The following is a 14038-nucleotide window of genomic DNA, read 5'->3' as shown; positions in this document are numbered from 1 at the left end:
GGGCGCCGCAGACCTCGATGCAGCTCGGCCCCACGCGGCCCACGAGCGACGCCGCCTGGCCCCCGCGAGGGACACGCGTCGCCCCTCGCCTACCCGGTACGATCCGCCGCCCCTGTCGAAGTCCCCCACCCACCGCGCCATTTGACCGTCCTTGATGCCCCCTTGACTCGATCATGAAGTGTCATGAGCCTGGCAACTGTTCGCCGTTGTGGCGAACGATTGCTAGGGGGATTCATGAGACACAGAGCGAGATCGATCCTCGCTGTCGGCGCCCTCCTGATCGCCGGGGCGAGCATCGCACCCATCGCCCAGGCGCAGGGCGGGAGTTCCACGAAGTCGGACCCCGCAGAGGTCAAGGTCTTCCACGCCGACGTCACCCAGAAGCAGATACCCCTGCTCCTGAAGGCCGGACAGGACGCCCACGAACTCGGCGACAACCAGTTCTCCGCGTCCGGCAGGACCGCCGTAGAGGTCTACCTCACCGACCAGCAGGCCCAGAAGCTGGAGAAGCAGGGCGTCGACCTCACCGAGCACACCCTGTCGGCCAAGGCCGAGACGAGGGTCGAGGACGCGGCGCAGGGCGTGTTCCGCCCGTACAGCGGAAGCGGCGGCCTCGAAGAGGAGATCGTCAAGACCGGGCAGGCCAACCCCGGCCTCACCAAGGTCGAGTCCATCGGCAAGACGATCGACGGCCAGGACATCCTCGCGCTCAAACTGACCAAGAACGCGAAGAAGACCAAGGACGGCTCCAAGCCCTCCGTGCTGTACGTGTCCAACCAGCACGCGCGCGAGTGGATCACCCCGGAAATGACCCGCCGGCTGATGCACTACTACCTGGACAACTACAAGACCGACAAGCGCATCAAGAAGATCGTCGACTCGACCGAACTGTGGTTCGTGCTGTCCGCCAACCCGGACGGCTACGACTACACCTTCCAGAACAGCGACACGCGCCTGTGGCGCAAGAACCTGCGGGACGTCAACGGCGACGGTGTGATCTCCACCGGCGACGGCGTCGACCTCAACCGCAACTTCGCCTACAAGTGGGGCTACGACGACGAGGGTTCGTCCCCGAACCCCACCAGCGAGACCTACCGGGGCGCGGCCCCCAACTCCGAGCCGGAGACCGCCGCACTCGACGCCTTCGAGAAGCGCATCGGCTTCACCTACGGCATCAACTACCACTCCGCCGCCGAACTCCTCCTCTACGGAGTCGGCTGGCAGGTCGCGACCCCGACCCCGGACGACGTGCTCTACAAGGCGCTCGCCGGCACCCCGGACAACCCGGCGATCCCCGGCTACCGTTCGCAGGTCTCCTCGGAGCTGTACACGACCAACGGTGAGGCGGACGGCCACGCGTCGAACGTCAACAGCATGTCGATGTTCACCCCCGAGATGTCGACCTGCCAGACCGCGTCGAACATCGACCCGAACGACGCCTGGAACGCGGCCGACTGCCAGTCCGTCTTCAACTACCCGGACGACGAGAAGCTGATCCAGGACGAGTTCGCGAAGAACATCCCCTTCGCCCTCTCCGTCGCCGAGACCGCCGCGCACCCCGACCAGCCGAAGTCGTCGGTCGGCCTCAGCGCCGCCGACTTCACCCCGGCCACCTTCCCGACGTCGTACTCCCGCGGCGCCGACCAGGAGGTCTCCGTCGTCGTACGGAAGTCCGTGCGCGACAAGGAGCTCAAGTACCGCGTCAACGGCGGCCGTACGAAGGACACGGCACTCAAGTCCTGGAAGGGCGGCCGGACCTACGGCGGGGACGACAACCTGTACTTCGACGAGTACCGGGCCAAGGTCAAGGACGGCGACCCGGGCGACAAGGTCGAGGTCTGGTTCACCGGTGAGACGAAGGCCGGGAAGCCCACCTCCAGCGCGCACTTCACCTACACGGTGGCCAAGCGGCCCGCGGCCGACACCCTCGTCGTCGCCGAGGAGGGCGCTGCCGCCACCCAGGCGCAGACCTACGTGGACGCGCTGAAGGCCAACGGCCGTAAGGCGGTCGTCTGGGACGTCGCCACGCAGGGCGCGCCCGACGCGCTCGGTGTGCTCGACCACTTCAAGACCGTCGTCCACTACTCGGGCACGGCGGGACCGGGCAACGACACCCAGCTCCAGCTGCGCGCCTTCCTCAACGAGGGCGGCAAGCTGATCGAGGCCGGTGAGCAGGCCGGCGGCTCCGTAGACCTCGGCGACGGCACCCCCTCGAACGACTTCAGCCAGTACTACTTGGGCGCCTATTCGCGTACGTCCACTCCCGGGGCCACCGGTTTCACCGGCTCCGGCAAGCTCGCCGGCTTCACCGGGCCGCTCAGCGGCGCACCCGGCAACCCGCTGGACCGGGCCGGTACCTACAGCGTCACCTCCGACTCGCTGTCGCCCGCCAAGTACCCCCAGTTCGCGAGCGCGGGGGCGGGCCAGTTCGCCGGGACCGTCAACCCGTACGGCCCCTACGCGGGCTCCTACATGGCCGCCGCCGTCCACACCGACGACGCCTACAAGCGCCTCACCCGCACCATCGACCTCACCGGGGTGAGCGCGGCCGACAAGCCCACGCTGCGCAGCGAGCTGCTGTGGGACACCGAGCCCGGCTACGACCACGCCGTCGTCGAGATCCACACCACCGGGGCCGATGACTGGACCACGCTCCCGGAGGTGGGCGGCGCCACCAGCACCGCCGTACCGACCGAGTGCGAGGCGGGCTTCCTGGTCGCCGAGCACCCCTGGCTCAAGCACTACCTGACCGTCGCCACCAGCGGCTGCACCGCGACCGGCACCACCGGTTCGTGGAACAGCCTCACCGGCGCCTCCAACGGCTGGCAGCAGGTCGGCTTCGACCTGAGCGCCTACGCGGGCAAGTCGGTCGAGGTCTCGCTCAGTTACATCACCGACCCGGGCACCGGCGGCCACGGCGTCCTCGCCGACGACACCTCGCTCGTCGTGGGCGGCACGGCGACCCAGACCGAGGGCTTCGAGACCTCCCTGGGCGCCTGGAGCGTGACGGGACCGCCCCCGGGCAGCCCGGCGGTCCTGAACGACTGGACCCGCACCGGAGCCCTGTTCCAGACGTACGGCGCGGTCACCACCGGCCGCTCCGTGCTGCTCGGCTTCGGCCTGGAACAGGTCACCTCGGCGAGCGACCGGGCGGCCCTGCTCAAGAAGGCACTGACGGCCCTCAAGAGCTGACTCGGCGTGTCGATGTCATGAACATCAAGGGCGGTCCGTACCCCTACTGGCGGGTACGGACCGCCCTGCCGTGTATGGGGCATCTCGATGTCACCACGGAGGGCTCAGGGAGGTAGGGTCGTAGGCGGTCGGGGACATCCCATACAACTCGCCGGCACTGAGCCGGCGTACCAACGAGGAGATCGGTTCGTGACGATCCGCGTAGGCATCAACGGCTTTGGCCGCATCGGTCGTAACTACTTCCGCGCGCTGCTGAAGCAGGGTGCTGACATCGAGATCGTGGCTGTCAACGACCTGGGTGACACCGCGACCACCGCTCACCTGCTCAAGTACGACACCATCCTGGGCCGCCTGCAGGCCGAGGTGTCGCACACCGCCGACACGATCACCGTCGACGGGCACACGATCAAGGTGCTGTCCGAGCGCAACCCCGCCGACATCCCGTGGGGCGAGCTGGGCGTCGACATCGTCATCGAGTCGACCGGCATCTTCACGAAGAAGGCCGACGCCGAGAAGCACATCGCCGGCGGCGCCAAGAAGGTCCTCATCTCGGCTCCGGCCAAGGACGAGGACATCACGATCGTGATGGGCGTCAACCAGGACAAGTACGACGCGGCCAACCACCACGTCATCTCGAACGCCTCCTGCACCACCAACTGTGTGGCGCCGATGGCCAAGGTTCTCGACGAGAACTTCGGCATCGTCAAGGGCCTGATGACGACGGTCCACGCGTACACGAACGACCAGCGCATCCTGGACTTCCCGCACTCGGACCTGCGCCGCGCGCGTGCCGCCGCCGAGAACATCATCCCGACCACGACCGGTGCCGCCAAGGCCACCGCCCTGGTCCTCCCGCAGCTCAAGGGCAAGCTGGACGGCATCGCGATGCGCGTCCCGGTCCCGACCGGTTCGGCCACCGACCTGGTCGTGACGCTGCAGCGCGAGACCACCAAGGACGAGGTCAACGCCGCGTTCAAGAAGGCCTCCGAGGACGGCGACCTCAAGGGTTACCTGTCCTACACCGAGGACCCGATCGTCTCCTCGGACATCGTCGGCGACCAGGCCTCCTGCACCTTCGACTCCCTCCTGACCATGGTTCAGGAAGGCAACACGGTGAAGATCCTCGGCTGGTACGACAACGAGTGGGGCTACTCCAACCGCCTCGTCGACCTCACGGTCTTCGTCGGCGGCCAGCTCTAACTCCCAGAGCAGGCAACTCGATGTGAGTCAGGGCTCGGGCAGCGCACGCCGCGCTGCCCGAGCCCTTGCTGCGTAGTGTCCGAGCCGTTGCTACGTAGTGATCGATCAGCCCTCTCGGATCTGAAGAGCCCTCCCTAGGAGTCCCTTTATGAAGACGATCGACGAACTTCTCGCCGAAGGCGTGGACGGCAAGCGGGTCTTCGTCCGCGCCGACCTCAACGTCCCGCTGGCCGACGGCCTCATCACCGACGACGGCCGCATCCGCGCCGTCCTGCCCACGGTCAAGGCCCTCGTCGAGGCGGGCGCCAAGGTGATCGTGGCCTCGCACCTGGGCCGCCCCAAGGGCGCCCCGGACCCGGCCTTCTCCCTCCTCCAGCCGGCCGAGCGCCTCGCCGAACTCCTCGGCGCGCCGGTCGCGTTCGCCCAGGACACCGTCGGCCCCGCCGCCCACGACGCGGTGCGCGGCCTCGAACCCGGCCAGGTCGCGGTCATCGAGAACCTGCGCTTCAACGCGGGCGAGACCTCCAAGGACGACGTCGAGCGCGGCGAGTTCGCCGACCAGCTCGCCGCCCTGGCGGATGTCTACGTAGGCGACGGTTTCGGCGCCGTGCACCGTAAGCACGCCTCCGTGTACGACCTCCCGGCCCGCCTGCCGCGCTACGCCGGCTACCTCATCGCCACCGAGGTCGGCGTCCTGAAGAAGCTCACCGAGGACGTCAAGCGGCCCTACGTGGTAGCCCTCGGCGGCTCCAAGGTCTCCGACAAGCTCGCCGTCATCGACCAGCTGCTCGGCAAGGCCGACCGCATCCTCATCGGCGGCGGCATGGCCTTCACCTTCCTCAAGGCCAAGGGCTACGAGATCGGCGCCTCCCTGGTCCAGGACGACCAGCTGCCCGCCGTCACCGAGTACGTCGAGCGCGCCGAGAAGAACGGCGTCGAGCTGGTCGTCCCGGTCGACGTGGTGATCTCGGCCGGGTTCCCGGACCTGAAGACCAAGGCCCCGTCCAACCCCACCGTCGTCGCCGCGGACGCCATCCCGGCCGACCAGATGGGCCTCGACATCGGTCCCGAGACCGGTGCCCTGTACGCCTCGAAGCTCGCCGACGCGGCCACCATCTTCTGGAACGGTCCGATGGGCGTCTTCGAGCACCCCGACTACGCCGAGGGCACCAAGGCGGTCGCCCAGGCCCTTCTCGACTCCCCGGCCTTCACGGTCGTCGGCGGTGGCGACTCCGCCGCGGCCGTCCGCATCCTGGGCTTCGACGAGAACGCATTCGGCCACATCTCGACCGGCGGCGGCGCCTCCCTCGAATACCTAGAGGGCAAGACGCTCCCCGGCCTCGCCGCACTGGAGGACTGACCGTAATGGCTCCATCTATTTCTTCTGGGCGCACGCCGATCATGGCGGGCAACTGGAAGATGAACCTCAACCACCTTGAGGCCATCGCCCACGTCCAGAAGCTCGCCTTCGCCCTCGCGGACAAGGACTACGAGGCCGTCGAGGTCGCCGTCCTGCCGCCCTTCACCGACCTGCGCTCCGTGCAGACCCTGGTCGACGGCGACAAGCTCAAGATCAAGTACGGCGCCCAGGACATCTCGGCGCACGACTCCGGCGCCTACACCGGCGAGATCTCCGGTGCGATGCTGGCCAAGCTGAAGTGCACGTACGTGGCCATCGGCCACTCCGAGCGCCGCCAGTACCACGCGGAGACCGACGAGATCGTCAACGCCAAGGTCAAGGCCGCCTACAAGCACGGCCTGACCCCGATCCTCTGCGTCGGCGAGGAACTCGACATCCGCGAGGCGGGCAACCACGTAGCCCACACCCTCTCCCAGGTCGAGGGCGGCCTCAAGGACGTCCCGGCCGAGCAGGCCGAGTCCGTCGTCATCGCCTACGAGCCCGTCTGGGCCATCGGCACCGGCAAGGTCTGCGGCGCCGGCGACGCCCAGGAGGTCTGCCAGGCCATCCGCGGCAAGCTCGCCGAGCTGTACTCGCAGGAGCTGGCCGACCAGGTCCGCATCCAGTACGGCGGCTCCGTCAAGTCCGGCAACGTCGCCGAGATCATGGCCCAGCCCGACGTCGACGGCGCCCTCGTCGGCGGTGCCTCGCTGGACGCGGACGAGTTCGTCAAGATCGCGCGCTTCCGCGACCAGTGAGTTCAGCAGTGTGTAGGCGGTAGCCGCGATCCGTCGTACCCTTGCGGGGGCATAGCGCCAGCCGCTATGCCCCTGTCGTCCATCCGAATCCGAGGAAGTTGGTCCAGCCGTGGTTTTGGGGTTCTCGATCGCCCTGATCGTCTTCAGCCTGCTGCTGATGCTGCTGGTGCTGATGCACAAGGGGAAGGGCGGCGGTCTCTCCGACATGTTCGGTGGCGGCATGGCGTCGTCCGTCGGCGGCTCTTCGGTCGCCGAGCGCAACCTGGACCGCATCACCGTGGTGCTCGGTGTGCTCTGGTTCGCCTGCATCGTCGTGCTCGGCCTGCTGATGAAGACGAGCTGACCGCACGTTCCGTCGCACATTCCGTACGTAAGGCCCCATGTTCGGTACGCGCAGCTGAGCGCGGCCTATCATGGGGCTTGCGTCTAGGTGTAGGGGCTGTAACTCCAACCACTGGACGCGCGTTGGGCCTTACGTAGACTGAGGCGCTCGCAACGGAGCGAAAACGCCGACTCGCTTCGCGGCACCATCACGCAGGGAGTTACGACCGTGGCAAGTGGCAACGCGATCCGAGGAAGCCGGGTCGGGGCGGGGCCGATGGGCGAGGCCGAGCGCGGCGAGTCCGCGCCCCGGCTGCGCATCGTCTTCTGGTGCTCCAACGGACACGAGACACAGCCCAGCTTCGCCAGCGACGCGCAGGTTCCCGAAACCTGGGACTGCCCCCGCTGTGGCTTCCCGGCCGGACAGGACCGGGACAATCCGCCGGCCCCGCCGCGCACCGAGCCCTACAAGACGCACCTCGCGTATGTACGGGAGCGGCGCAGCGACGCGGACGGCGAGGCGATCCTCGCCGAGGCGCTCGCCAAACTGCGGGGAGAAATCTAGGAGTTGAACCGGCCGGACGCCCACAAGGTGTCTGGCCGGAGCTGTTTCGCAGGCCGGTGGCCGACCCGCCCCCGGACCGATTGTCAGTGGTGCCCTCTACGGTTTGTGAAGTGACGAATCGTGAGGGGGAGCGGTGACGACGGTCGAGGTGACGAGCAGTCATGTGCCCCCGTGGCGCGGGGGGTTCGGGCGGCTGTGGAGCGCCGCCGTGATCTCGCGGTTCGGGGACGCGCTGCGTGGTGCGGCACTGCCGCTGCTCGCCGTCTCGCTGACGGGCCGGCCCCTCCTCATCGCCTCCGTGACCGCCTGCGGCTATCTGCCCTGGATCGTCTTCGGACTGCTCGGCGGCGCGGTCGCGGACCGGGTGGACCAGCGGCGCGCGATGTGGACGGTGGACGCGGTCCGTGGGCTACTCGTCGCCGCCTTCGCCGTGGCTGTCGCCCTCGGCCACGCCTCGATCCTGCTGCTCATCGCGCTGGCCTTCGCGCTCACCACGCTCCAGACCCTCTTCGACAACGCCTCCACGGCCCTGCTGCCGGCCCTGGTGGACCGGGCGGCGCTCGGCAGCGCCAACACCCGGCTGATGACCGGGCAGAAGATCGCGGGCGGCCTGATGGGAACGCCCGTGGTGCCCCTGCTGATCGCCGCGGGGGCGGCGGTTCCCTTCGTGGCCGACGTGGGCACCTTCCTCCTGGCCGCCGCACTGGTCGCCTCGCTGCGCACCACGCCGCCCGACCGTGCGCCGGGACCGGTGGGCAGCACCCTGCGCGGGGAGATCGCGGACGGACTGCGCACCCTGTGGCGCGACCGGCCCCTGCGCGGGCTGTGCGCGGCGACAGCCCTGTGCAACGTCGGCATGGGCGCCCTGATCGCCACCCTGGTCATCCTGGTGACCGGCTGGCTGGACGCCGGAACCGCCGGGTACGCGGCGGCGACCACCGCGTTCACCGTCGGAGGCCTGGCCGGGGGACTGGTGAACCGGCGGATCACCACCCGCCTCGGCCCGGTACGGAGCGTGCTGCTCGCGGGCCTGGTGCAGACCGGCGCCCTCGTCGTCATGGGCTCCGTGCGCAGCCTGGTCGCGGTCGTGGCGGCACTCGGCGTCTTCGGCTGCATGAGCATGCTGTGGAACGTTCACACGACCACGCTGATGCAGCAGCGTGCCCCAGCCGACATGCTGGGCCGGGTCAGCTCCGCCTTCCGCACCCTGGCCGCCGCCGGGGCACCACTGGGCGCCCTCCTCGGTGGGGCCGCCGCCACCGCCTGGGGCCTGAACACGCCCGCCCTGCTCACCGCCGCCTTCTTCGTCCTGTCGGTCATCGCACTGATACCTGCGGTCAAGCCGGACGTACCTGTTGTTGCCCCGCAGGACGACGCGACGACCGCTCATGTCACGGGCTGATCAATTAGGTTGGAACCGGCCCCCAGGTCGGTAGGAAAGAAGGCTGAAGTCGCAATGAACGCAGACGGCCGTACCAGGCTCAACCAGACGCCCGAGTGGACCGCCTTGGCCAAGCACCGTGAGGAGCTCGGCGAGGTGCAGCTGAGGGAGCTGTTCGCCGCCTATCCCGGGCGCGGCACCGCCTACACGCTCAAGGTCGGTGACCTGCACCTCGACTACTCGAAGCACCTCGTCACCGACGAGACCCTGCGGCTGCTGCACGCGCTGGCCGCCGCCACGGACGTGTTCGGCCTCCGGGACGCCATGTTCCGCGGCGAGAAGATCAACGTCACCGAGGACCGCGCGGTCCTGCACACCGCGCTGCGTGCCCCGCGTGACGCGGTGATCGAGGTCGACGGCGAGAACGTGGTGCCGCAGGTGCACGCCGTGCTCGACAAGATGGCCGGCTTCGCGGACCGCGTCCGCTCCGGCGAGTGGACCGGCCACACCGGCAAGCGCATCAAGAACGTCGTCAACATCGGCATCGGCGGCTCCGACCTCGGTCCGGCGATGGCGTACGAGGTGCTGCGCAGCTTCACCGACCGCGGTCTGACGGTCCGGTTCGTGTCGAACGTGGACGGCGCCGACCTGCACGAGGCGACCCGCGACCTCGACCCGGCGGAGACGCTGTTCATCATCGCGTCCAAGACCTTCACGACGATCGAGACGATCACCAACGCGACCTCCGCCCGCGACTGGCTGCTCACCGAGCTGAAGGCCGGTCAGGACGCCGTCGCCAAGCACTTCGTGGCGCTGTCGACGAACGCCGGCAAGGTCAGCGAGTTCGGCATCGACACGGCCAACATGTTCGAGTTCTGGGACTGGGTCGGCGGACGGTACTCGTACGACTCGGCGATCGGGCTGTCGCTGATGATCGCCATCGGGCCGGACCGTTTCCGGGAGATGCTCGACGGGTTCCACCTCGTCGACGAGCACTTCCGCACCGCGCCCGCCGAGTCCAACGTGCCTTTGCTGCTCGGCCTGTTGGGTGTCTGGTACGGCAACTTCCATGACGCCCAGTCGCATGCCGTGCTGCCGTACAGCCACTACCTCTCCAAGTTCACCGCGTATCTGCAGCAGTTGGACATGGAGTCGAACGGCAAGTACGTGGGCCGGGACGGCCAGGAGGTCGACTGGCAGACCGGGCCGGTGGTGTGGGGCACCCCGGGGACGAACGGGCAGCACGCCTACTACCAACTTATCCACCAGGGAACGAAGTTGATCCCGGCGGACTTCATCGGCTTCGCCGAGCCGGTGGCCGAGCTGAGCGACGGGCTCAAGAAGCAGCACGACCTGCTGATGGCCAACTTCTTCGCCCAGACACAGGCGTTGGCCTTCGGCAAGACGCCGGACGAGGTGCGCGCGGAGGGTGTGCCCGAGGAGCTGGTGCCGCACAAGACGTTCAAGGGCAACCACCCCACGACCACGATCCTGGCCCGCGAGCTGACCCCGTCGGTGCTCGGCCAGCTCATCGCGCTCTACGAGCACAAGGTGTTCGTGCAGGGCGCGGTCTGGAACATCGACTCCTTCGACCAGTGGGGCGTCGAGCTGGGCAAGGTCCTCGCCAAGCGCGTCGAACCCGCCCTGAGCGAGGGCGCGGACGTGCCCGGCCTGGACGCGTCGACGACGGCCCTGGTCGCCAAGTACCGCGAGCTGCGCGGGCGTTGAGACACGGAAGAGCCCGTACGACCGAGGTCGTACGGGCTCTTCAGCGGGTTGTCGGCCTCACCGGTGTAACAGCCGGTGTCAGGCCGAAGCCGGCGGATACAGCGCGCGCGGCAGCTGGGAGGCCGCCGCCGCGTCCAGCAGCCACAGGGTGCGGGCGCGGCCCTGCGCGCCGGCCGCCGGTGCCTGGATCTCACCCGCGCCGGACAGGGCGATCGCCGCGGCCTCCGCCTTGTCCTCGCCGGCCGCGAGCAGCCACACCTCGCGGGCCGACCGGATCGCCGGGAGGGTCAACGTGACCCGGGTCGGCGGCGGCTTGGGTGCGCCGTGGACGCCGACGACCGTGCGCTCGGTCTCCCGTACGGCGGGCAACTCCGGGAAGAGCGACGCCACATGGGTGTCCGGGCCGACGCCCAGCATCAGGACGTCGAAGGTCGGGACGGAACCGTGGTTCTCGGGACCGGCGGACCGGGCGAGTTCCTCGGCGTAGCCGGCCGCCGCCGCTTCCACGTCGTTGCCGTAGCGGCCGTCGGACGCGGGCATGGCGTGCACGCGCTTCGGGTCCAGCGGCACCGCGTCGAGCAATGCCTCACGGGCCTGGGTGACATTGCGCTCCGGATCGCCCTCGGGCAGGAACCGCTCGTCGCCCCACCACAGGTCCAGGCGGCCCCAGTCGACGGCGTCCCGGGCGGGCTGACCCGCCAGAGCCGCCAGCAGACCGTTGCCGTTGCGACCGCCGGTGAGCACGATCGAGGCGTAGCCGCGCGAGGCCTGCGCGTCCACGATCTTCGTGATCAGGCGGGCCGCGGCGGCCTGGGCCATCAGTTCCTTGTCGCGGTGGACGACGAGTTGGGGAGTGCTCACTGCGGATCAGCCTTCTTGACCGGGGGCATCTTCGCGGGGGTGGGCCGGTCCGAGTCCCCGCTCTCCGAGGAGGCGGGCTGCACACCGGTCGCCGCCGGCTCCGTCACCGCGCGCACCGGCAGCGTCGGCACCGGCTGAGCCGCCGCCTCGGCCCGCTCCGCCGCCGACTGGATGCCGCCCAGCCGGTCCACGCCGAACCGCAGCGCGGACGCGTAGGTGTCGTCCGGGTCGAGTCGGCGCAGCTCCTCCGCGAGGAGTTCGGACGTCTCGCGGCGCTTGAGCGCCACCGCGCGGTCCGGCTGGCCGGGCAGTGCCAGGGTGGCCATCGCCCCGTCGGACCGGTGCAGCGTGATGGGGCCGCCGGTCGTCTCCAGGCGCACCTGGGTCAGACCGGGACCCGCGGAGACCGCACGCCGTACATGCACGTGGAGGCGGTCGGCGAGCCACATCGCGAGCAGTTCGACGCTCGGGTTGGACTCCTCGCCCGCCACCTCGACGGAGACGATCTCGGAGTCGACCTGGTCGAGCGCGGCGGCCAGCATCGAACGCCACGGGGTGATCCGGGCCCAGGCCAGGTCGGTGTCGCCCGGCTCGTAGCTCTCGGCGCGGGACCGCAGCTCGTCGACGGGCTTCTCCGCCGCGTAGCTGTCGGTGACCCGGCGCTGGCTCAGGGCGCCCAGAGGGTCGTTGGCCGGGTCGCGCGGCGCGTCCACCGACCACCAGACCACCACCGGCGCGTCCGGCAGCAGCAGCGGCAGCACCACGGACTGGGCGTGGTCGGAGACCTCGCCGTAGAGCCGGAGCACGACCGTCTCGCCGCTGCCCGCGTCCGTGCCCACCCGGACCTCGGCGTCGAGGCGGGACTGGGTGCGGTCCCGAGGTGAGCGCGAGACGCGCTTGATGACCACGAGCGTGCGCGAGGGGTGCTCGCGCGACGCGTCGTTGGCGGCCTTCAGGGCGTCGTAGGCGTTCTCCTCGTCCGTGACGACGACGAGGGTGAGCACCATGCCGACGGCCGGGGTGCCGATGGCGCGGCGGGCTTTCACCAGCCCCTTGTTGATCTTGCTGGCAGTGGTGTCGGTGAGGTCTATTTTCATGGCCGACGCCAGCTCCGTCCCTCTCGTGCGAGCATTTCGTCCGCCTCGACCGGACCCCATGTCCCGGACTGGTACTGCGCGGGCTTGCCGTGCTTGTCCCAGTACTGCTCGATCGGGTCGAGGATCTTCCAGGACAGCTCGACCTCCTCGGTGCGCGGGAAGAGGTTCGAGTCGCCGAGCAGGACGTCGAGGATCAGGCGCTCGTACGCCTCCGGGCTGGACTCCGTGAACGACTCGCCGTAGGCGAAGTCCATGGAGACGTCCCGGATCTCCATCGAGGTGCCGGGCACCTTGGAGCCGAAGCGGACCGTGACGCCCTCGTCGGGCTGGACGCGGAAGACGATCGCGTTCTGGCCCAGCTCCTCCGTCGCCGTCTGGTCGAAGGGGGAGTGCGGGGCGCGCTGGAAGACCACCGCGATCTCGGTGACGCGGCGGCCCAGGCGCTTGCCGGTGCGCAGGTAGAAGGGGACGCCCGCCCAGCGGCGGTTGTCCACCTCGACCTTGATGGCGGCGTAGGTGTCGGTCTTCGACTTGGGGTCGATACCGTCCTCCTGGAGGTAGCCGACGGCCTTCTCGCCGCCCTGCCAGCCCTCCGCGTACTGCCCGCGGACCGTGTTCCTGCCCAGGTCCTTCGGCAGCCGTACCGCGCCGAGCACCTTCTCCTTCTCGGCGGCCAGCGCGTCGGCGGAGAAGGAGGACGGCTCCTCCATCGCGGTCAGCGCCATCAGCTGGAGCAGGTGGTTCTGGATGACGTCACGGGCGGCGCCGATGCCGTCGTAGTAGCCGGCCCGGCCGCCGATGCCGATGTCCTCGGCCATGGTGATCTGCACGTGGTCCACGAAGGACCGGTTCCAGATCGGCTCGAACATCGTGTTGGCGAAGCGGAGCGCCAGGATGTTCTGGACGGTCTCCTTGCCGAGGTAGTGGTCGATGCGGAAGACCTGGTCCGCGGCGAACACCTCGTGCACGACCTTGTTGAGGTCCTCGGCCGACTTGAGGTCGTGGCCGAAGGGCTTCTCGATGACCGCGCGGCGCCAGGAACCCTTCTCCTGGTCGGCGAGACCGTGCTTCTTCAGCTGCTGGATGACGACCGGGAAGGAGCGCGGCGGCACCGACAGGTAGAAGGCGAAGTTGCCGCCCGTGCCCTGCGCCTTGTCCAGCTCGTCGATCGTGTCGCGCAGCCGCTCGAACGCGTCGTCGTCGTCGAAGGTGCCCTGGACGAAGCGCATCCCCTGGACGAGCTGCTGCCAGACCTCCTCACGGAACGGCGTACGGGAGTGCTCCTTGACCGCGTCGTGGACCTCCTGTGCGAAGTCCTCGTGGGCCCACTCGCGCCGGGCGAAGCCGACGAGCGAGAAGCCCGGCGGCAGCAGACCCCGGTTGGCGAGGTCGTACACGGCGGGCATCAGCTTTTTGCGTGACAAATCGCCTGTGACGCCGAAGATGACCAGGCCCGACGGCCCCGCGATACGCGGGAGCCGTCGGTCGGCGGGGTCACGAAGCGGATTCGCTCCGGAACCGGAATGAGGAGCCAAG

The 14038-nt window shown here is 69.2% G+C and carries 11 protein-coding genes; 8 read left to right on the top strand and 3 right to left on the bottom strand.

Features of this window, described 5'->3' with window-relative positions:
- Window positions 1-234: 234 nt before the first annotated feature.
- The 8 genes from OG407_RS14475 to pgi all read left to right on the top strand — a co-directional run bounded on the left by OG407_RS14475 (window position 235) and on the right by pgi (window position 10544).
- On the top strand, window positions 235-3192 hold the full coding sequence (locus OG407_RS14475; RefSeq protein ID WP_405858229.1) for a M14 family zinc carboxypeptidase: 2958 nt from the start codon (window positions 235-237) through the stop codon (window positions 3190-3192).
- Window positions 3193-3381: 189 nt separating this feature from the next.
- Window positions 3382-4392 carry a type I glyceraldehyde-3-phosphate dehydrogenase gene (gene gap / locus OG407_RS14470; RefSeq protein ID WP_266876785.1) on the top strand — a complete coding sequence of 337 codons (1011 nt, stop codon included), beginning with the start codon at window positions 3382-3384 and terminating at the stop codon, window positions 4390-4392.
- 148 nt (window positions 4393-4540) lie between these two features.
- Window positions 4541-5752 (top strand): phosphoglycerate kinase, encoded by a 1212-nt coding sequence (locus OG407_RS14465; RefSeq protein WP_405858226.1) that lies wholly within the window; start codon window positions 4541-4543, stop codon window positions 5750-5752.
- 41 nt (window positions 5753-5793) lie between these two features.
- Window positions 5794-6549 (top strand): triose-phosphate isomerase, encoded by a 756-nt coding sequence (tpiA, locus tag OG407_RS14460; protein ID WP_327407327.1) that lies wholly within the window; start codon window positions 5794-5796, stop codon window positions 6547-6549.
- Window positions 6550-6658: 109 nt separating this feature from the next.
- Window positions 6659-6892 (top strand): preprotein translocase subunit SecG, encoded by a 234-nt coding sequence (secG, locus tag OG407_RS14455; protein WP_078652560.1) that lies wholly within the window; start codon window positions 6659-6661, stop codon window positions 6890-6892.
- Between the two features lie 207 nt (window positions 6893-7099).
- Window positions 7100-7435: an RNA polymerase-binding protein RbpA gene (locus OG407_RS14450; RefSeq protein ID WP_078623027.1), complete on the top strand. Its 336-nt coding sequence runs from the start codon at window positions 7100-7102 to the stop codon at window positions 7433-7435.
- 133 nt (window positions 7436-7568) lie between these two features.
- The gene (locus OG407_RS14445) at window positions 7569-8837 is read left to right on the top strand and encodes an MFS transporter (RefSeq protein WP_405858224.1); all 1269 of its coding nucleotides are present in this window, start codon (window positions 7569-7571) and stop codon (window positions 8835-8837) included.
- A 54-nt stretch (window positions 8838-8891) separates the two neighbouring features.
- On the top strand, window positions 8892-10544 hold the full coding sequence (gene pgi, locus OG407_RS14440) for a glucose-6-phosphate isomerase (RefSeq protein ID WP_405858222.1): 1653 nt from the start codon (window positions 8892-8894) through the stop codon (window positions 10542-10544).
- Between the two features lie 78 nt (window positions 10545-10622).
- Here pgi and pgl read toward each other — a convergent pair whose 3' ends face one another.
- The 3 genes from pgl to zwf are packed head-to-tail and all read right to left on the bottom strand — an operon-like array spanning window position 10623 to window position 14037.
- A complete protein-coding gene (pgl, locus tag OG407_RS14435) occupies window positions 10623-11405 on the bottom strand; it encodes a 6-phosphogluconolactonase (RefSeq protein ID WP_405858220.1) in 783 nt (260 codons plus the stop codon).
- Window positions 11402-12502, bottom strand: coding sequence for a glucose-6-phosphate dehydrogenase assembly protein OpcA (gene opcA / locus OG407_RS14430; RefSeq protein WP_405858218.1), 1101 nt, complete (start codon window positions 12500-12502; stop codon window positions 11402-11404). The genes pgl and opcA overlap by 4 nt, the downstream gene beginning before the upstream one ends.
- Window positions 12499-14037 (bottom strand): glucose-6-phosphate dehydrogenase, encoded by a 1539-nt coding sequence (gene zwf, locus OG407_RS14425; protein ID WP_403599630.1) that lies wholly within the window; start codon window positions 14035-14037, stop codon window positions 12499-12501. The genes opcA and zwf overlap by 4 nt, the downstream gene beginning before the upstream one ends.
- Between the last annotated feature and the right edge of the window lies 1 nt (window position 14038).

It is taken from the genome of Streptomyces sp. NBC_01515 (assembly GCF_045040345.1).
Classification (GTDB): Bacteria; Actinomycetota; Actinomycetes; order Streptomycetales; family Streptomycetaceae; genus Streptomyces.
This window is presented reverse-complemented; position numbering and strand designations above follow the sequence as displayed.

Coding starts and splice junctions, on each gene's coding strand:
- OG407_RS14475 (WP_405858229.1), top strand. CDS start 235: ATGAGACACAGAGCGAGATCGATCCTCGCTGTCGGCGCCCTCCTGATC.
- tpiA (WP_327407327.1), top strand. CDS start 5,794: ATGGCGGGCAACTGGAAGATGAACCTCAACCACCTTGAGGCCATCGCC.
- pgi (WP_405858222.1), top strand. CDS start 8,892: ATGAACGCAGACGGCCGTACCAGGCTCAACCAGACGCCCGAGTGGACC.
- OG407_RS14465 (WP_405858226.1), top strand. CDS start 4,541: ATGAAGACGATCGACGAACTTCTCGCCGAAGGCGTGGACGGCAAGCGG.
- opcA (WP_405858218.1), bottom strand. CDS start 12,502: ATGAAAATAGACCTCACCGACACCACTGCCAGCAAGATCAACAAGGGG.